Source organism: Paenibacillus jilunlii (assembly GCF_900102965.1).
GTDB lineage: Bacteria > Bacillota > Bacilli > Paenibacillales > Paenibacillaceae > Paenibacillus_AQ > Paenibacillus_AQ jilunlii.
In genome coordinates, this window is the sequence record NZ_FNGM01000010.1 from 208,614 (window position 1) to 227,766 (window position 19,153).

Genomic DNA, 19,153 nt, shown 5'->3' on the forward strand with positions numbered 1-19,153 from the left:
ATGCTTTTATTGCGGGTCAGGTTCCTTCTCCACGAAATCCTTCAGCAGTGACAATCTGTCGTGCCAATAGGTCTCAAAGAAGGCCAGCCAGTCTTTTAGCTCAGCAAGTGGCTCCGGCTGAAGCCTATACCTGGTCTCCCGGCCAACCCGCCGTGAGCTGACAAGACCTGCATCTGATAAGATATGCAGATGTTTGTTAATAGCGGTTCGCGACAACGGAAAATTCTCCGAGATGGCTACAATCGGCATATCGTGCTGGGCGAGCAGCTGTAATACGCTGCGGCGGGTGGGGTCGGCAATCGCCTGAAATACATCATGTTTGAGTGCGGGGGCAGACACTGTTTAGGCCTCAACATAACGCACAAGACTTTGATGGACGATTTTTTCCCAGCCCCCGTTCATGATGCCGCGGATAACCGAATGGGGTTGTCCGAATTCAGTGACCTTTGCTTCATCCCAGCCGGAATGAATCAGAGTGAATTCGGTCTGTTGGTTCTCCAGCTCTTTCAACTCAAAAGCGAGATGCCAGTCTTTCCCCCAATCAAAGCCCAACCGGTGAGGCGGCTCCAGTTCGGTGACTTTGCAAGGAGAATCGCCAAATTGTCCGGACCGGAGAATAAACTCCTGGCCTAAGACGGGCTCAAAGGTATTGTCCATCCACCAGGCGGCAAGGCCCCCGGAAGTGGCAACAGCCTTCCATACTTTATCGATGGGAGCGTTAAGGACTACAGTTTTGCGGATTTCAGGCAATGTTTCTTCAGTGTTCATAAGAGGCCTCCAATTTTTTTATAACACCTTTTGGTTTCGTGTTTATAGTAACACCAATAGGTGTTATATTGCAATTGTAATTACATACTCATTACTTTTTTTCATTTATCGTTCCGCGCAAAGACCTAAATTATAAATAGGCTAGAACTACTGCTCTGCAAACTAGTCCATTCTCCCGCTATGTCCGTAGAAACAAGGGAGGTAATCTGCGGTTTTGTAAACGTATTATCCGGAGCGGCAAGATTCGTAAAGGATTATAGGGGATTTTGTAAATAGTTCTGATTTGAAATGTGGCAAACTGGTGATAAAATGTAATTATTCTATTCTTGATAACCGTACGATACTGGAGGCAGCGAAGGTGGGAGTTAATGTGGTAACGGGTCGGGCTGAAATGCCGAATGAGATCTTGAAAGAGCAGCCCTACCTTGGGCTTAGAATGCTTTTGGAACAGTGGGGAGACCCTGCTGCAGTGCAAATTATCACAGATTTGGAGACAAAAGCAGCTGCCGGTGAGCTGACGTTTGCTTTTTGCGGCCATTTTTCGGCAGGAAAGTCGAGCATGATTAATCAGCTGTGCGGCAAACAGGTCCTGCCGTCAGGTCCGGTTCCGACCAGTGCCAATATCGTATCCATCCGCAGCGGGTCCCCCCGCGTTCTTCTATATCCGCATACCCTTGAGACTGGCGTCCAACCGGTACCATGGGAGACAACGCCGGAGCAGCTCCAGGATTTTTGCCGCAAGGGCGGGGAATATGCAGCGATTTCCGTGTGGGAGAATGTCCCGCTGCTGGGGAGCCACGGGGTTCTAATGGATACTCCAGGCGTAGATTCCACCGATAACGGACATCAGGCAGCAACGCATTCGGCGCTCCATCTGGCTGATGTCGTTTTTTATGTCATGGATTACAATCATGTGCAGTCCGAGAATAATCTCGCCTTTGCGAAAGCTCTCAGTGAATGGGGCAAACCGCTGTATCTCATTATTAATCAGATTGATAAACACCGTGAACAGGAAATCACCATCGAGTTGTACCGCCAGCAACTGGAAAGCGCTTTCGGTCAATGGGGAATTCATCCGGCGGGCATTCTTTTTACTTCTCTTAAGGTCCGGGAGCATCCACTCAATCAGTGGGAGAATCTGCTGGCCCTGATTGACAGCCTTCTGAAACAACGGGAGGAGCTGCTGCAATACAGCCTGTCCCGCTCTCTCTATCACACCGCAGATGCAGCCCTGGGAGCTTACAGGGAAGAGCAGCGGGAGGAAAGAGAACGACTGCTGGAGGAAGCGGGAGAGGATGGACTGGATTACGTAGAGCAGGCGCTTCAGAAGTGCGCGGAGGAACAGGTAAAACTCGACGCTCTTGGGGAGGAGGCGCGCCAGAATCTGCGCGCCGGTGTGGATGCGCTGCTGGGGAACAGCAGCCTGATGCCGGCAGAGGTCCGGGAAGCAGCCGGAGCCTACGCCGAGAGTGCCAGTCCCGGCTTCCGCAAGGGACTGCTCTTCACGGCTGCGAAGCGGGAGAAGGAGCAGCAGAAACGGCTGGCCGCCTGGCATGCGCTGCAGACCCGGGAGATTGCCGCCCAGCTGGAGTGGCATCTGCTTCAACTGGTGCGGCAATGGGGAGAAGGCCTCGGCGTCTGGGACGAGGCGGCGGAGACGGCACTGAAGCAGGCGTTCCCGGCGGTCAGCCCCGAGGGGCTGGCGGCTGCTGTCAAGCCGGGAACCGGCTTCAGCGGGGAGGCGCTGCTTAATTTCTGCCGCACGCTTGCGGCTGAAATTAAAGCTCAGTTCCGCCGCGCCGCGCTGGGTGCCGGCGATGAGCTGCTGGCGAAGCTGCCGCCGCTCGTTGACGGGCAGCGCGCGGAGCTGGCGCGCCGCGAGGCCGCTCTGCAGCGGCAGGCGCGCGCCCTGGCCGCGCTGGACGCCCTTGACCGCGCGGCGGACGCCCGCGCGGCAGAGCTCGCGGCGCAGCTGCCGCAGCGCCGCACCCTCACCCCCGGCACGCTGCCGGAGGTGAGGGTCACCCCGCGGGCGGGCGCGCTCAGCGCCGCGCCGCGCAAGACCCAGCCGCCGCTAGGCGCAGCGGCTGGTAGCCCCGCCGCCGCCAGCCTGGCGGCGGGGACGGCTTCGCCGGCGGGCGGGCGCCGCCGGCTCGGGAAGGCCGCAGCGGCGCTGGACGCTGCGGCGGAGCTGCTGCGCCGCGAGCCGGCCATGGCCTCGGCTGCGCGCAGCCTGGCGGCGCGGGCGGCGGATCTCGCCGGCGGCCGCTTCACCCTGGCGCTGTTCGGAGCGTTCAGCGCCGGGAAGTCCTCCTTCGCCAATGCCCTGCTGGGCGAAGAAGTGCTGCCTGTGTCGCCGCATCCCGCCACAGCGGCGGTTAACCGCATATTGGCGCCGGAAGGGGACTTCCGTCACGCCAGCGCGGTTGTCACCATGAAGAGCCGGGAGGATTTCTGGGCGGACATCCTCCATTCCTTCAGCGTGCTGCAGCTGGCCGCCCCGCAGCCGGAGACCTGGACCGCTGCGGCTGCGGAGCTGCAGGCCAGCGGACTTCACCCCTCGGCACTGCCGCATGCCGGTTTTCTGCGGGCGGCAGCCGCCGGCTGGCAGGAAGCCGAAGCGCTGCTTGGCACGGTGCGTACCGTTAATCTGCAGGAATACCGGACGCTGGTCGCCGAAGAGACCCGGGCTTGCTTCATCCAGGGGATTGATCTCTATTACGACTGTCCCCTGACCGCCAGCGGGATTGTGCTGGTGGATACTCCCGGCGCGGATTCGCTTCATGCGCGTCATACCGGAGTGACCTTTGGTTACATGAAGAACGCGGATGCGATATGTTTTGTAACCTACTACAATCATGCCTTCTCCAAGGCGGACCGGGGCCTGCTGGCCCAATTGGGCCGGATCAAAGACAGCTTCGCACTGGATAAAATGTTTTTTATCATCAATGCCTCCGATCTGGCCTCGGATGAAGAGGAGCTGCAGGAGGTTCAGCAGCATGTTGCGCAGAATCTGCGGGCCGGCGGCCTGATGAAGCCGCAGATGTATTCCCTCTCCAGCCTGCTTGCACTGGAAGGCAAAACGGCTGGCAACCGGGAGCGGTATGAGGCTTCCCGGTTCAGCAGCTTTGAGCAGGCGCTGGCGGATTTTGCCGGCGGGGAGCTGCCGCGGCTGTCAGTGGCCGCAGCCAAAGACAGCCTAAGCACAGTCCGCCGCCGGACAGAGGAGTGGCAGGAGAAGGCCCGCCAGGCCGCCGGACAGCGTGAAGCGCAAATGCGGGAGCTGCAGGACCAGCGCCGCATAGCTGAGCAGCGGCTGCGTCTGCTGGCAGGAGAGGAACGGCCGGGCCGGGATTTGCGCCGGGAAGGCGAAGAACTGCTGTATCATGTCCGCCAGCGGATTTCCTTTGCTTTCGGCCGTTTCTTCCAGGAGTCCTTCCATCCTTCGCTGCTCCGTGAGGATGGCGGAAATCTGAAAGAAATCTTTACAGCCTGCGGAAGAGAACTGGAACGGACGGTCCAGCGTGAGCTGGAGCAGGAGCTGTGGGCTACCACGCTGCGGCTGGAGGCGGCCGGAAGGCGGCTTGCGCATAGCGCAGCGGCCGCGGCGGCAGAAGAACTGTCCATACCCGCAGAGGAGCTGCAGTTCCTGCAAAATGACAAGGAACCTTGGCCTTCTCCGGCCAAGCTGGAATGCAGGCTGGCCCCGCTGGATTGGCCGGCGCTCTGGAGCCGGTTCAAATCGCCGCGCCACTTCTTCGAAGGGGCGGGACGGAATGAGGTCAGAGCAGCGGCAGAGCCTTGGATGAAGGAAGCTGTTGCAGGAGCAGCCGAAGAGCTGGAGTCCTTCCTTCTCGGTTTCTATACAGACAGTGTGGAAGCCGCATTGTTGCGCGCTGGAGATGCGCTGCGCGAGAGTCTGACGGAACGGGAAGCAGCGATCACAGAGCTGCTGAAAGGGGGTGATTCAGCAGAGCACTGGCACAGACTCAGCAGAGAATTATTGCGCCTGGAAGAAGCTTTCGACAATCTCGTGGACAATGATCTGTGAAGGTTGTAGGAAAATGTCGAAGAACACTTGCATTCTGACGGATGATGGAAGAAAATAAAGGAGCCTGAAAATTTACAATTAGAACTGCTTCGTTTACAGAAAAATAGAACAAAGCAGTAAAATTGCTGAAAGAGGTTGGAATCGACAATGTGGGGAGCTCCTTTTTCATCCCAGAGCCGTAAGCTGCTGCTCTTGGGCAGCGGAGAATTGGGCAAGGAAGTCATTATCGAAGCTCAGCGCCTTGGCGTAGAGACCGTAGCTGTGGACCGTTATGCAGATGCACCGGCGATGGGAGTGGCCCATCGTTCCCATGTGATTGATATGCTTGATGCCGAAGCGCTGAAGAAGCTCATTCGTGCCGAGAAACCGGATCTGATCGTACCGGAGATTGAAGCCATCGCCACACATGCGCTGCAGGAGCTGGAGGAAGAAGGGTTCCTCGTGATTCCTACCGCCCGTGCGGCCCGGCTGACCATGGACCGGGAAGGTATCCGCAGGCTGGCTGCCGAGGAGCTTGGCTTGCCGACGGCTGACTACCGCTTTGCGGACAGTCTGGAAGAACTGCGCGAGGCCGTAGAGATACTGGGCACCCCTTGCGTGATTAAGCCGATCATGAGCTCTTCCGGCAAAGGGCAGAGCATCTGCAGGAAACCGGAGGATGCGGAGAACTGCTGGAATACTGCAATTGAAGGCGCACGTGCCAAAGGAACAAGGGTGATCGTAGAAGCTTTTGTCACCTTCGAGAGTGAAATCACACTCCTGACCGTTCGTTCGGTCAGCGGAACGGTATTCTGTCCTCCCATCGGGCATATCCAGAAGGACGGCGACTATGTGGAATCCTGGCAGCCCCATCACATGAGCGCAGCCCAGCTGGCTGAGGCTGAAGGCATTGCCCGGGCAGTAACGGATCAGCTTGGCGGATTTGGGATTTTTGGAGTGGAGCTGTTTCTTACGGATCATGGGGTATTGTTCAGCGAAGTTTCGCCGAGACCGCATGATACCGGCATGGTTACCATGATTACACAGGATTTATCGGAATTTGCTCTGCATGTCAGAGCCATTCTTGGATTTCCGCTCGACCCGGTGCATTTGCTGTCACCGGGCGCATCAGCAACATTGAAGGCAGAAACAGCCGGACAAGCTTTTCAGGTAACCGGCATTGGCGAAGCGCTGGCGCTTCCCCGTTCGCAGGTTAGAGTGTTCGGCAAACCGGAGATCCGTCCTGGACGGCGGATGGCCGTAGCATTAAGTGCAGCGGAAGATGTGGAGATCGCGCGGACAGCAGCCAAGCAGGCGGCGTCTATGCTAAAAGTGGAGGTTATTGAGGATGAACAGTAGTACTCAGGAGCAGGTACTGCAAATTCGCAAATGCGGCTTAAATGATCTGGAGAGAGTCACAGCCCTTTTGCGGGAATTCGGCTATCCGACAACGCTTAGCGTGATGAAAGAAAGAATGGAAGACATGGAGACAGATCCGTTCCATTGCACACTTGTTGCAGAACTGGATAATGAAGTTGTGGGAATGGTTGGACTACGGAAGGTAAGATCGTATTACAAACATGCAGATTGTATTACGGAAATTACCGCACTGATTGTAGCTGAGGAGCTGAGAGGCAACGGTCTTGGCAAAAGACTGGTGTCCGCAGCGGAGGATTGGGCCCGCCAGCAGGGCTGCTGCCAGCTCTTCCTGAGAAGCGGCAACCGCGTGGAGCGTGCGCCGGCACATGCTTTTTACCGTCATATCGGGTTCGAAAAAACAACCGGTTACCGTTTCAACAAATCATTGCTATAGGCCTATATGCACCAATCATCCCCATCCCGGGTCAAGCGGGATGGTTTTTTTTATGCGGTCCTGCCTGTAATTTTATGTAATTCCTTATCCCAGCCACTTCCTTAACTTAACCATAGATTGAGCCGTTCGAATCAGCTAGAATAGTTATAGTATGACCTAAACCTGATTCAAAGAGGGATGAAGGATGTATAAATTGATACTTGCCGAGGACGAAGAAGATGTAAGAGAAGGGATTATCGCGCAAATCGACTGGGAACAGTACGGGTTTGAGATTGTGGATCAGGCCGAAAACGGACGGGAAGCCGCGGATTCCATTGACCGGCTGCTGCCGGATGTGGTCGTTACCGATATTCAGATGCCATTTATGAACGGGCTGCAGCTGGCCGAGTGGATTCGCAGCCGTCATCCCAATACGAAGATTATTATATTGACCGGCTACGATGAATTCGAATATGCCCAGAAGGCCATCAAGCTGCAAATTGATGAATATATTTTGAAACCGTTTTCTGCACAGGAGCTGATCGACGTACTGCTTAAGGTAAGGTCGGCGATTGAGGCGGAGATTGCCGAGAAGGAGAATGTGTTTGTACTTAGTGAGCATTACCGCAAAAGCCTGCCAGTGCTCCGTGAACAGTTCCTTTCCTCCCTGGTTTCCCGCAGGCTCCGGCTGGAAGAAATTGCCGGGAAAAGCGCGGAATACGGAATCCCTCTTAACGGAGAGCTGTTTCAGGCTTCCGTAATCAGTGTCGATTATATCCGTGAAGGCGGTGGAACGGGCGCTGTTGGCAGCAGACCGGTATCGCTCAGGGATACCGGAGACCGCAATCTGCAGCTCTTCGCTGTGCTGAATATTGCTGAAGAAATATGCCAGAAGCACAGCTTCGGCAAAGTATTTATCCACCGGGATAATGTGGTGCTGCTCTCGGTAAGCGAAGAGAAGGACGAGGCCTCCATTACCGGCAGGACGTATGCTACCCTCGAAGAAATCCGCCAGAATGTCCAGCGTTTTCTTAAACTGACGGTAACCGCGGGTTCCGGTACGGCTTGCCATTCCCCGTCTCTTTTGTCCCATTCCTTCAATGATGCGCTGCAGGCGCTGGATTACCGGCTGATCCTAGGCAACAATCGGGTCATCTGGATTGAAGATGTGGAATCCCGGGTAGGACGTATGCTCGCCTATGACGAGCTGACCCAGCAGTCGCTGATCCGCACGATTAAGCTGGGCACCCTTCAAGAGCTCAAGGAGGTCGTGGACGAGCTGTTTGGCGGATTGGATGCGGCACAGGTAAGCACCCAGGAATACCAGATTTTCCTGCTGGAGATCATCACTACGATTCTGCGGGTGGCCAAGGAGTCGGGCAGTGAGATGAACGATTATCCGGGCTTAGGGTTTACTTCACTGTCAGAGCTTCATAAGTTCAACAATATGGGTGAAGCTAAAGAGTGGATTATCGAGGTATGCAGCCGGCTGATGGATTCCATTGCTATGGAACGGCAGTCCAGTTACAAGCAGCTCATTGACCAGGCCAAGGACTATATCCGCAGCCATTATGAGGAATCCGACATTTCCATCGGCAGGGTCTGCCAGCATTTGCACATCAGTACAGGCTATTTCAGCAGCATTTTCAAAAAAGAAATGAAGATGACCTTTGTCAGCTACCTGCTGCAGATCCGTCTTGAAGCCGCCAAGGAGCTGCTGCGGTCGACAGAACTGAAGGCGTTTGAAATCGCCGAACGGATCGGCTTTGCCGACCCGAACTATTTCAGCTTCTGCTTCCGCAAGAAATATGGACAATCGCCTAAAGAGTACAAAAACAGCGCCCGGGGAGGATAAGCCATGAACAAGCCGAAGGCTTATTTTTTTCCGCACCGCCCGCAGCCGGGCAGAAGAGGCAGGCTCCGCTTGCCCTCCAAGCTGCGGAGTATCCAGCTCATCATAACCTTAACCTTTACGGCGGTCACAGTGCTCGTTGCAGTGATCGTCAGTTTTATGCTGTACAACAAATTTTCCGCAACGGCCGAAGCGAATGCCAATATGAACATGCAGCAGATCATTGAGCAGGTGAATTACAACCTGGAGCTGTATGTCAAAGGGATGGGGAACATTTTTGAAACGGCAGAGGAGCATATTACCTCCAGCCCTTCCATTGATTCACCCCTGCTTAGCGAACGGATGGATATGCTGATGAGCAGCCGTGAGGACCTGGTTTCAGTAGCGGTATTCACTCCCCAGGGAAAATATGTTGTCGGCACCCCCGGGCAGAGCATGCGGATCAACACCCAACTGCAGAGTCAGAGCTGGTTCACCTCGGCGGTCAAAAACCCTGAAATCTCCTATTCCGCTCCCCACATACAGAATCTGTTCAAAGGACGCTACACCTGGGTGGTCTCGATCAGCAAAATGATTGAATACAAAGAGAACGGGCAAATCAGGAAAGGGATTCTGCTGATCGATTTCAACTTCCGCACCATTGATGAGCTCAGCAGACAGGTTAAGCTGGGGAAAAGGGGCTACGCTTATATCCTTGACCCGTTAGGGAACATTGTCTATCATCCGCAGCAGCAGCTGATCTATGCCGGGCTGAAGTATGAGAATGTGGAGCCTGTGCTGGAGTATAAATTCCGCAGCTACCTGGACGAATCGACAGGAGAGAAACGTTTTATTACGGTGCGCACCCTGGATTTGACAGGATGGAAGATTGTGGGCGTGGCATATTACGATGAGATTGTGACCACCAAACGTGACCTGAACCATTTTTTGGCCTGGTTTCTGGGCGTCGTGATTGTAGGTGTGATCGTGTTATCCATTCTCCTCTCCTGGCTGATTGCCAGTCCCATCCGCAAGCTGGAGCGTACCGTCAAGCTGGTAGGGGAGGGGGATCTCAATACGCCGATCCATGTCAGCGGTGCCTACGAGGTGGAACAGCTGTCGCGGCGTTTCAACATGATGCTGCAGCGGATCAGGCAGCTGATGGACCAGATTATCTACGAGCAGGAAACCAAGCGCAAGGGTGAGCTTGAAGTCCTGCAGTCGCAGATCAACCCCCATTTTCTGTACAATACGCTGAATTCGGTCATCCGGCTGGCAGAACGCGGCAAAACGGATGAGGTGGTGACGATGATTCAATCGCTGTCGAAATTTTTCCGCATCAGTCTGAGCAAAGGTAAGAATATGATCACTATGCAGGAGGAGCTGGATCATATCCGGCACTATCTGGTCATTCAGAGCTTCCGCTTCAAAAATAAATTCCGTTATGAGATTCGGGCTGAGGAAGAGGTGCTGGCCTATCAGACGATTAAGCTGATTCTGCAGCCGATTGTAGAGAATGCCCTCTACCACGGCATCGAAATGCTGCCGGATGAAGGTCTGATTACTATAACTGCCGGGCTGCAGGAGGGTCTGATTGTCATCCGGGTCAGCGATAACGGGCTTGGCATGAGCAAGGAAACGCTGGGTACCCTGCTCAGCGGCGGCGGCAAGAGCAGCAGCGGTTCAGGTGTAGGCGTACGGAACGTGAATGAACGGATCGGACTGGTCTACGGGCGGGAATACGGACTTGCTTTTGAGAGTGAGCTTGAAGAGGGAACGACAGTGACCATTTGCTTTCCTGCGGTCAAAGCCGGAGAAGGGCCGGAAGAAGGAAGGGAGGAGTCCGTACAATGAAAAGCTTGCGCTTAGGGCTTGTGCTGCTGCTGTGCGCGGTATTGGGGCTTGCGGTTACTTCCTGTCTGGGCACCTCTCCGGCATACATCAGCTCAAATAAAACACACAACGTCCATATGATTGTAAAAATGAACCGGGGCGATTACTGGAATACGGTGAAGCTGGGGGCGGAAGCCGCCGCCAAAGAGTTTAATGTGAAGCTGACGTTCAAGGCGCCGGATTCGGAAAGCGACATTGATGAGCAGATCACCATGGTGGAAGAGTCCATCAAGCAAAAGGCCGATGTAATCATTCTTGCAGCCAGCAGCTATATGGGGCTTGCGCAGGTTGTGGATCAGGCGGAATACTACAGGATTCCGGTGATTTCAGTCGATGCGGAGGTGGGCTCGGCCAAGGTGAAAACCTATGTGGGCTCCAACGGCTATGAGGCGGGGCAAAAATCCGCGGAAAGACTGATTGATCTGTTGAACGGATATGGAGAGATCGGAATCATCAATTTTACCAACTCCACAAGCGGACAGACCAGTTCGACGGGGACGATTGATTACGGCGCACGGGATGCGGATGAACGGGAAAAAGGGTTTCTCAACTATGCTGCCCGTTTCCCTAATGTTGAGGTTGTGCAGATTTCTTATACCTCCTCCAACACTGCCGACGCGGAACAGCTGACCCGGGACATGCTGCATAGCCACCCCAATCTTCGCGGGATCGCCACACTGAATGAAACGGCTTCGCAGGGTGCAGGCAAAGTGATTCAGGAATTGGGCCCCAGTCCGCTGAAGATGGTGGCTTTTGACAGTTCGCCTTCCATGCTGGAGATGCTGCAGGACGGTACGGTTCAGGCCACAGTGATCCAGAATCCCTTCAATAACGGATATTTAGCGGTCAAATACGCGGTAGAGGCCACGGAAGGCATGGATGTGCCGGAGCGCGTAGATACCGGAACGAAGCTGATTGACCTCGACAATATGCTGTGGCCGGAGAATCAAAAGCTGCTGTTTCCGTTTGTAAGGTAGCGGAGCTTCAAATACCGGTTTAAGAGCAACAGGCCCGTATTTCCACTGCATAGTGGAGTACGGGCCTGTTTGCATGCACATTTAAGGATTGATTAAGAGACCGGCAAAGATTAAATAGGAATTGATCCGGTATGATGGAAATGTATGTGCAAATCTAAGAAAATATATTGTTGCACGATATCCATTATCCTTCTATAACTTGCCGAAACGATACTCTGTATCACTGCTTCCGAAGCATAGGCTCCTTATAAGGACGGCGAAGCTGTCGGTGAACAATCAATTGTTGGAAAAAGGGAACTTAATTGGGTGATTTTACTGATTCAGAAGCGAAATGAGCTGAATTAGTGATCCTTTTTCCAACTTAGGCTGCAAAAATCCGTGTGCTGGGGCACTTAGTGATCCTTTTTCCACTTGGAATTGCCGCTATTCATGAAGGGTCCTCCAGGCAAACGCTCAATTGAAATCCACAACAGCTGCGCTACCAGTGAAGGACGGCGTAGCCGTTTTGCGCTTTTCAGCATATGAGAATTTTCATACAACAGATGAGGATTTTATATTCGCAATCGCTTTCACGTCGGGCATAATAAAGACGTACCCGGTACATAACGGATACAACTAAAAAGAAAATTATCAGGAGGTCAAATAATTATGAAAAAAATCACTTCCGTTTTACTCGCTAGTGCTTTGCTGGGTGCGGCTTTAGCAGGCTGCGGGGGCAACAATAATGCCGATACCGGAAATAAAGGCAATGCTGCAGAAGCCACCAACAGTGCAAACTCCGGTGCTGCTGGGGGTGAAACTCCAAAAGTGGGCGTGGCCATCTACAAATTTGACGACACGTTCATGACCGGTGTCCGCAACGCGATTGATACGGCTGCCAAAGGCATTGCTACCGTAGATATCGTAGACAGCCAAAACTCGCAGCCTACACAGAACGACAAGGTGGACCTCTTCATCACGAAAAAATACGACGGCATGCTGATCAACCCGGTTGACCGTACGGCAGCAGGCGTAATTATCGATAAAGCCAAAACCGCAGACATTCCGGTAGTGTTCCTGAACCGCGAACCGCTTCCGGAAGATATGAAGAAATGGGACAAAGTATACTATGTCGGCGCCAAAGCAGAAGAGTCCGGCACCATGTCCGGCCAGCTGATTGTGGATTACTGGAAGGCTCACCCTGAAGCGGACAAAAACAAAGACGGTGTGCTCCAATACGTAATGCTGAAAGGCGAGCCAGGACATCAGGATGCAGAGCTGCGCACCACTTACTCCATCCAGGCCATTGAAGATGCCGGCATCAAGGTAGAGAAATTGGCTGAAGATACCGCAATGTGGGACCGCGTAAAAGGACAAGAAAAAATGGCCGCCTTCCTCGGCTCCCATGGCGACAAGATTGAAGCCGTTCTTGCCAACAACGATGACATGGCCCTCGGCGCGATCGAAGCTCTGAAAGCTGCCGGATATTTTACAGGCGACAAGTACATGCCGGTTGTAGGGGTTGACGCAACAGCTCCGGCGGTTCAAGCGCTGCAGGATGGAACCATGCTCGGTACGGTGCTGAACGATGCCAACAACCAGGGTAAAGCGGCGATTACACTGGCTGCACTTCTGGCCAAAGGCGAAGCTCCAACCAAAGAAAACGTGGGCTTTGACATCACCGACAACCAATATGTATGGATTTCCTACAAAAAGATCACCAAAGACAATGTAGCTGACGCTAAATAAGCTTGGACTAAAATCATACCGGGGAACGGAAAATCCGTTTCCCGGAATTCCTTACGGGTAGGGACCAGGATAGAACCGCTGTGCCTCTCATGGAAAAAGAAAAAAGCGTAGGGGGCGAAACAACATGGCAAAAACTGAATTTTTGCTGGAAATGAACAATATCACCAAAGAATTTCCCGGCGTGAAAGCGCTGGACGGCGTAAGCCTCAAGGTTAGGCCGGGTTCAGTCCATGCGCTTATGGGCGAAAACGGTGCAGGCAAGTCCACACTGATGAAATGTCTGTTTGGAATCTATTCACCGGATGCCGGTGAGATCTTTCTGGATGGTGAAAAGGCTAATATTACGAATTCCAATGATGCTTTGGGCCACGGAATCTCCATGATACACCAGGAGCTGCATCCCGTTCCGTTCCGCAATGTGATGGAGAACATCTGGCTGGGGCGTTTTCCGACAAAAGGCTTCGGACCGCTTCAGTTCATTGACCACAAGAAAATGTATGCTGACACTGAAAACCTTTTCAAGGATCTGGATATCGATCTGAATCCCGAAACCCTGGTGGGCAAGCTGTCCGTATCCAAAATCCAATCAATCGAAATCGCCAAAGCGGTCTCTTTTCATTCCCGTGTCATCGTAATGGATGAACCAACCTCCTCGCTGACCAGCGTCGAAGTGGAGCATTTGTTCCGGATTATCCGGGATCTGCAGAAAAGAGGCGTAGCCATTATTTATATATCTCACAAAATGGAAGAAATTCTTGAAATCTCTGACGAAGTGACGATCATGCGTGACGGTAAAAAAATCGGCACCTGGCCTTCGGCGGAGCTGACAACAGATCTGATTATCTCCAGAATGGTCGGCCGTGACCTGACCAACCGGTTCCCGGAGCGTCATAACGTTCCAGGTGAAGTTTTTCTTAAAGTGGAAGGGCTTACATCAACGGAGCCCCGCTCGTTCAAGGATGTGTCCTTTGAGCTCAGACGCGGTGAAATTCTCGGCGTTGGCGGTCTGGTCGGCGCACAGCGGACAGAGGTGATTGAAGCCTTGTTCGGCCTGCGGTCCATTAAATCCGGAAGCATCTCTATTGGCGGCAAAAAGGTCAACATTCAGTCGCCGCAGGATGCCAAAAAGCACGGGCTGGCCCTGCTCACCGAGGAGCGCCGTGTAACCGGTATTTTCCCGGTGTTGTCGGTTCATGAGAATGGGGCAATTGCCAATCTGGATCATTACAAGACCCCTTACTTCCTGCTTGACGGCAAAAAGAAGAAGGTGGAAGTCGATAAAATGATCGAAAAGCTGCGCACCAAGACACCGACCACCAAGACGCAGATCATGAATCTGTCAGGGGGCAATCAGCAAAAGGTGCTGCTGGCCCGGTGGCTGCTCACCGAGCCGGAGGTTCTGCTGCTGGATGAACCTACCCGCGGAATAGATGTCGGCGCCAAGTTCGAGATTTATTCGATCATCGCCGACCTGGCAAAGCAGGGCAAAAGCATCATCATGATTTCTTCTGAAATGCCGGAGCTGCTCGGGATGTCCGACCGCGTAATGGTCATGTCGGAAGGCAGACTTACAGGAATACTAGAAGGCGAGCAGGCTACGGAAACCGAAGTTATGCGTCTCGCTGCACAGCATTAAGGGGGAAACTACTAATGAACGTTAAAAAAGCTCAATCCTTTGTCACTCAGAACGCCATCTATATCGTATTGGTACTGCTAATTCTAGGAATTATCATTTATGAGCCAAGCTTTATGTCCATCAACACCCTGCGCGACGTGCTGATTCAGTCGTCGACCCGCGTAATCATCGCCCTTGGGGTGGCCTTTATTCTGATCACGGCCGGTACGGACTTATCAGCGGGGCGTGTCGTAGGCTTCACAGCGGTTATCTCGGCCTCCATGCTGCAAATACCGGATTATTCCCGCCGTTTCTTCCCGGATATGCCGCAGGTGCAGGTGTGGCTGCCCATTCTCATCGCCATCGTTGCCGGTCTTCTCTGCGGTCTCATCAATGGTATTATTGTTTCCAAGCTTAACGTTCCGCCATTTATCGCCACACTGGGCACAATGCTGATCGTATACGGTTTGAACTCTCTGTACTTTGATATGGATCCGAACCAATCGCAGCCGATCGGCGGCCTGCGTCCGGACTTCACCAAAATCGGCTCCGGTTTTATAGGCAGTGGTCAATATTCTATACCGTACATTGTCATCATAGCCCTGGTAGTCGCCGCCATTGTCTGGGTGCTGTTCAACAAAACCAAGCTGGGCAAAAACATGTACGCCATCGGCGGCAACATGCAGGCTGCCAAGGTATCCGGGATCAATGTATCCAAGAACCTGATCTACATCTATGCTATCGCCGGTGCCCTTTATGGTCTGGCTGGTGTGCTTGAGGCTGCCAGAACAGGCGGTGCTACGAACAACTATGGTAACATGTACGAACTTGACGCCATCGCGGCTTGCGTAGTCGGCGGTGTTTCCACTACAGGCGGTATCGGTACGGTACCTGGCGTACTCGTCGGTGTTATTATCTTCACCCTGATCAACTACGGTCTGACCTTTATCGGCATCAGCCCTTACTACCAATTGATCATCAAAGGTCTGATCATAATCGCTGCGGTATCGTTTGATATGCGGAAATATTCGTCGAAGAAGTAGGCGAAGTGATGAGGGAAGAGTTGAGGGAGAGTGTTGAGGGAAAAGTGTTTGAGGTGATAAGGGCGTGGCTGCGGGTAGTGTTTGGGCTTCCGGCCGCTGTTGTCCTCGGATATCCTGATTTGAACCGCTGGTAGCGGTAGAAATCCGAGGACAGTTTATGCTTTCGGTGCGAGCTTTCAGGCGGACGCTATCGCTCCTAAAGCTCCAAACCTCCCCTCCGCCACTTGTATCACCTAAGGTAGCTCCCTCCCCGCTTCGGGGGGGGGAGGGGGAGGGGGAGTATAAAATGCGTTTGTGGGTATTTCGCAAACGCTTCAGGCTATCGTCAAGATCTTGACAGCCGCCTAAGGACAACCGCTTACAGGTTGTCCTTATTTTTTTCTGGAAAATACCGATATACAAAATAGGTATTTATTAGGAGGTGGGCTGGATGGCAACTTCAACAATCCAAAAATACAAAAACATTGAAAGTTACTTCAAACAGGAATTAGGAATCCGGTTAGTACAACCAAAAGGCATTCCACTGGAAAAATTAGAACTCGCCAAGGAGAAATTGCTTCGCAAAAATGAAAGTGAACTCAGAGTTCTAAAAGCAGATGCCAATTCTTTAGGTGATTGGATAAAGACGATAACAATTTTATTTACTGTGCTTGGACTGGTGTTTACGATGGCTACAAGTGTAATAACCAGTACTAATGATAGTTATGATGCTATCGATAACTCCATAACTGATGCTGCTAGAGATTTAATTGTAGAACAAATTCGAGTAGCTGATGACCCTGTTTTAAGAAACAAACAAATCGGAGATGCTTATGACGCGGCTGCAAAGATTAAGCGGGAAAGAATTGCTAGAAGTTATACGATAAAAGCAGTGGTTTATCTTTTGTTTATTTCTTTTCTGCTGATATATCTGATTTACTTCAATTTTATTGCAAAAAAGAGCTTTGCTATGAGCAATATAATTAATGAAACACTCGAAGAGAAGAAAGCAGTATTGTTACTTGAGAAGGAAACGAAGATAGAAAATGAAGCACAGGATAAGCAAATCAAAGAGGATATTCTTAAAGAAAAAATTAGAATTGAAAAATTAAGACAAGATCGTTTGAATAAGAAATATATTAAGTAATAATTTGATGTATTATTTGTAAGCAAAGTGTTTGCGTTATCCGCATACACTTTTTTCTTTTTGACTGTCACCGCAGCTTCGTTGCACTAAGACATCCTCAATTCCAATATGCGAATAAACAAGCACCACCTCTCCTATATAACCGTGCCTGGTCACGCACATAACTCCGCCCTTGCCCATATCCTGTAGGCATAAGGCTACAGCAAAGGGGAGCGAATGAATGCTGAGGATCAAAATGAATGAGCTGATCAAAGGCTGGGATAACGGCCTCGTGCAGACAGAGGTGTGGCGTTGGGACGGAATCGGCTGGAACGAGTGCATCCCCCAGCAGGATGAGGATTTTATCCGTGCGGATGAAGAGTTGTTCGTAACGATCCCAGCAGTAGCGGGCTTGTACCGGGTGGATTACTCCCGAAAACCTCTCGAGCCGCTGTTTGTTCTCCCGGAGGTGGAGGAGGGCGATCTGAGGGCTGAGTTGCTGCACCCGGCGCCTTTCAAGCTGAAAGAAGGCACGCTGTGGGGATATATCAATAATGAGGGCAAGACAGCCATCGAGCCCAGATACGATTATGCCGAAGACTTTCAGACGAACGGGCTGGCTATTGTGCAGCGGAAGGACAGAAGCGGACTGATCGACAGCACCGGCAGGGAAAAAGTGAAACCTGTCTACTCCTTTATTGCCCCGTTTTCCGAAGGCCGGGCTGTGGTCTCGGATGCGAAAGGATATACACTGATTGATGACAAAGGCAAAGAGGTCACTTCGGCGCGGGTGGATTATTTGAATTCGCTGCAGGAAGGCCGGGCACTTTTCTCCAAACAGAGCACCACCGGGACTTCCCGGTACGGCTATTGGGATGCGCAAGGTAAAGAAGTGCTGCCAGCCGTATATGAGGATGCCGGTGATTTCATGGGTGGGACTGCACTGGTTAAGATCAAAGACGGTGAGTATGCGCTGATCGATCCGCAGGGAGCTGTATTGCATACGTACCATTATCCTTTTGTCGGTTATCCGGGAGACGGGCTGCTTGCCTTCCAGGCGGAGGAAAACGGCAAATACGGCTATCTCCGCACAGACGGCACTATAGCGATACAACCGCAGTTTACGGCTGCGCTGCCTTTTTCCGGTGGAAGAGCGGTAATAAATACAGCGCCAGACTATGGCAATGCCTACGGGCTTATCGATAAGCAGGGAAAACAAATCATTCCGGCCACCTATTATGAAGTGCTGCAGCTTGGCGAGGACCGGGTGGCGCTTGGAACTCCGCTGATTGCCTCCCAGCCTTACCGGGGGTCGCGCTATGCCATCGCAGATGCGGTGACAGGAAAAATTCTCAGCAGCCATCCTCTGCTCAGCGTGAACAATTACCAGCACGGCCTGGCGTCCGTTTACGATGCCCAGAATACCTATTTTATCGATAAAAGCGGCAAAAAGTCTGCCCAGCCTCCGGTCATCCCTGGCTCAGGCACACTGTCCTTCAGCGGCAGTCTGATCCGGGCGGATGTAGATCTGCGAACCTCTTATTATGACCGCAGCGGCAAACAGGTATGGAGGCAAAACGGGATTATACCACTCCGCCCGCCCTATTCCGTTTTGGAGAAGAAATACAAGCCGAACAAAGACTATCTTGTCTATTATCCGGTGGTGGAAGGCATAGCTGTAACGGATGTATCCAGAGAGGTGAATGACAAGCTGCGCAGCCTTTCGCTGGCCGAAGGTGCAGGAATAGGCGGGGTGGCACAGGATTTCAGCTATACCGGTGATTTTAACGTATCCTTCTTCCGTAAAAAACTTCTGGTTCTGGAACTGACCGGGTATCGCTTCCCATTCGGAGCGGCACATGGCATGCCAACGCGGATCTATACGCATATCAATCTGAAGAACGGCAGGTTTCACCGTCTCAGTGACTTGTTCAAGCCAGGCAGCAAGTATGTGCAGAAGCTCAGTGATATCGTCGGTAAGCAGATTGCGAACGATCCCCAGTATGATTATGTTTTTCCGGATACTTATAAAGGCATTACCGCTGATCAGCCGTTTTACGTGGATGAAGAGGCGCTTTACCTGTATTTTGCCCCTTATGAAATCGCCCCCTATGCCGCTGGGTTTCCGACCTTCCGTATTCCGTATGCGGAGATTATGGGTCTGATCTCAACCGAAGGCGAATTCTGGCAGTCTTTTCATTGATAAAGCTGTCCGCTGCACTGATATATAATGGAAGAAAATTAAATTTTAAATATGCGGCGGCCGTTTCTGAAAGGAACGGTTCAGCCGTTTTTGCTATGTGAATCGGAGCCTTGGTCTTACAGCTGCCAAAAGGGACAAGCTCTCTGCCGGTCTATCAATCTCCAGAAT

Annotated in this window: 13 protein-coding genes; 11 read left to right on the forward strand and 2 right to left on the reverse strand. The window is 52.4% G+C overall.

Translation table 11 applies throughout. The annotated features are described in order from the left end of the window. Window positions 1-6: 6 nt before the first annotated feature. Window positions 7-339, reverse strand: a complete 333-nt coding sequence (locus BLQ82_RS18190; protein ID WP_062521076.1) for an ArsR/SmtB family transcription factor — start codon at window positions 337-339, stop codon at window positions 7-9. Window positions 340-342: 3 nt separating this feature from the next. Continuing rightward, window positions 343-768, reverse strand: a complete 426-nt coding sequence (locus tag BLQ82_RS18195) for an SRPBCC family protein (protein ID WP_062521078.1) — start codon at window positions 766-768, stop codon at window positions 343-345. 370 nt (window positions 769-1,138) lie between these two features. On the opposite strand from BLQ82_RS18195, the gene BLQ82_RS18200 reads away from it, so the two are divergent. The 11 genes from BLQ82_RS18200 (at window position 1,139) to BLQ82_RS18250 (ending at window position 18,985) form a co-directional block, all read left to right on the forward strand. After that, window positions 1,139-4,819 (forward strand): dynamin family protein, encoded by a 3,681-nt coding sequence (locus BLQ82_RS18200; protein ID WP_143013485.1) that lies wholly within the window; start codon window positions 1,139-1,141, stop codon window positions 4,817-4,819. A gap of 147 nt (window positions 4,820-4,966) precedes the next feature. Next, the gene (gene purT / locus BLQ82_RS18205; protein ID WP_062521082.1) at window positions 4,967-6,157 is read left to right on the forward strand and encodes a formate-dependent phosphoribosylglycinamide formyltransferase; all 1,191 of its coding nucleotides are present in this window, start codon (window positions 4,967-4,969) and stop codon (window positions 6,155-6,157) included. Continuing rightward, window positions 6,147-6,611 carry a GNAT family N-acetyltransferase gene (locus BLQ82_RS18210; RefSeq protein ID WP_062521085.1) on the forward strand — a complete coding sequence of 155 codons (465 nt, stop codon included), beginning with the start codon at window positions 6,147-6,149 and terminating at the stop codon, window positions 6,609-6,611. Before purT ends, BLQ82_RS18210 begins: the two co-directional genes overlap by 11 nt. Before the next feature lie 184 nt (window positions 6,612-6,795). After that, window positions 6,796-8,445, forward strand: a complete 1,650-nt coding sequence (locus BLQ82_RS18215) for a response regulator (protein ID WP_062521087.1) — start codon at window positions 6,796-6,798, stop codon at window positions 8,443-8,445. Window positions 8,446-8,448: 3 nt separating this feature from the next. Then, window positions 8,449-10,275 (forward strand): sensor histidine kinase, encoded by a 1,827-nt coding sequence (locus BLQ82_RS18220; RefSeq protein ID WP_082722557.1) that lies wholly within the window; start codon window positions 8,449-8,451, stop codon window positions 10,273-10,275. Then, window positions 10,272-11,291: a substrate-binding domain-containing protein gene (locus BLQ82_RS18225; RefSeq protein ID WP_062521089.1), complete on the forward strand. Its 1,020-nt coding sequence runs from the start codon at window positions 10,272-10,274 to the stop codon at window positions 11,289-11,291. The genes BLQ82_RS18220 and BLQ82_RS18225 overlap by 4 nt, the downstream gene beginning before the upstream one ends. Before the next feature lie 648 nt (window positions 11,292-11,939). Beyond that, window positions 11,940-13,019, forward strand: coding sequence for a galactose ABC transporter substrate-binding protein (locus BLQ82_RS18230; RefSeq protein ID WP_143013486.1), 1,080 nt, complete (start codon window positions 11,940-11,942; stop codon window positions 13,017-13,019). 124 nt (window positions 13,020-13,143) lie between these two features. Then, window positions 13,144-14,655 (forward strand): sugar ABC transporter ATP-binding protein, encoded by a 1,512-nt coding sequence (locus BLQ82_RS18235; protein WP_062521094.1) that lies wholly within the window; start codon window positions 13,144-13,146, stop codon window positions 14,653-14,655. 14 nt (window positions 14,656-14,669) lie between these two features. Further along, window positions 14,670-15,677 carry a galactose/methyl galactoside ABC transporter permease MglC gene (gene mglC / locus BLQ82_RS18240; protein WP_025708391.1) on the forward strand — a complete coding sequence of 336 codons (1,008 nt, stop codon included), beginning with the start codon at window positions 14,670-14,672 and terminating at the stop codon, window positions 15,675-15,677. A 430-nt stretch (window positions 15,678-16,107) separates the two neighbouring features. After that, window positions 16,108-16,803 (forward strand): hypothetical protein, encoded by a 696-nt coding sequence (locus BLQ82_RS18245; protein ID WP_062521096.1) that lies wholly within the window; start codon window positions 16,108-16,110, stop codon window positions 16,801-16,803. 220 nt (window positions 16,804-17,023) lie between these two features. Further along, complete coding sequence (locus BLQ82_RS18250; RefSeq protein WP_062521098.1) at window positions 17,024-18,985, forward strand: WG repeat-containing protein; 1,962 nt, start codon at window positions 17,024-17,026, stop codon at window positions 18,983-18,985. Window positions 18,986-19,153: the final 168 nt, after the last annotated feature.

Bases quoted from the DNA above. Each gene is read 5' to 3' on its own strand.
- BLQ82_RS18195 (WP_062521078.1), bottom strand. From the start codon at position 768: ATGAACACTGAAGAAACATTGCCTGAAATCCGCAAAACTGTAGTCCTT.
- purT (WP_062521082.1), top strand. From the start codon at position 4,967: ATGTGGGGAGCTCCTTTTTCATCCCAGAGCCGTAAGCTGCTGCTCTTG.
- BLQ82_RS18210 (WP_062521085.1), top strand. From the start codon at position 6,147: ATGAACAGTAGTACTCAGGAGCAGGTACTGCAAATTCGCAAATGCGGC.
- BLQ82_RS18215 (WP_062521087.1), top strand. From the start codon at position 6,796: ATGTATAAATTGATACTTGCCGAGGACGAAGAAGATGTAAGAGAAGGG.
- BLQ82_RS18220 (WP_082722557.1), top strand. From the start codon at position 8,449: ATGAACAAGCCGAAGGCTTATTTTTTTCCGCACCGCCCGCAGCCGGGC.
- BLQ82_RS18225 (WP_062521089.1), top strand. From the start codon at position 10,272: ATGAAAAGCTTGCGCTTAGGGCTTGTGCTGCTGCTGTGCGCGGTATTG.
- BLQ82_RS18230 (WP_143013486.1), top strand. From the start codon at position 11,940: ATGAAAAAAATCACTTCCGTTTTACTCGCTAGTGCTTTGCTGGGTGCG.
- BLQ82_RS18235 (WP_062521094.1), top strand. From the start codon at position 13,144: ATGGCAAAAACTGAATTTTTGCTGGAAATGAACAATATCACCAAAGAA.
- mglC (WP_025708391.1), top strand. From the start codon at position 14,670: ATGAACGTTAAAAAAGCTCAATCCTTTGTCACTCAGAACGCCATCTAT.
- BLQ82_RS18245 (WP_062521096.1), top strand. From the start codon at position 16,108: ATGGCAACTTCAACAATCCAAAAATACAAAAACATTGAAAGTTACTTC.
- BLQ82_RS18250 (WP_062521098.1), top strand. From the start codon at position 17,024: ATGCTGAGGATCAAAATGAATGAGCTGATCAAAGGCTGGGATAACGGC.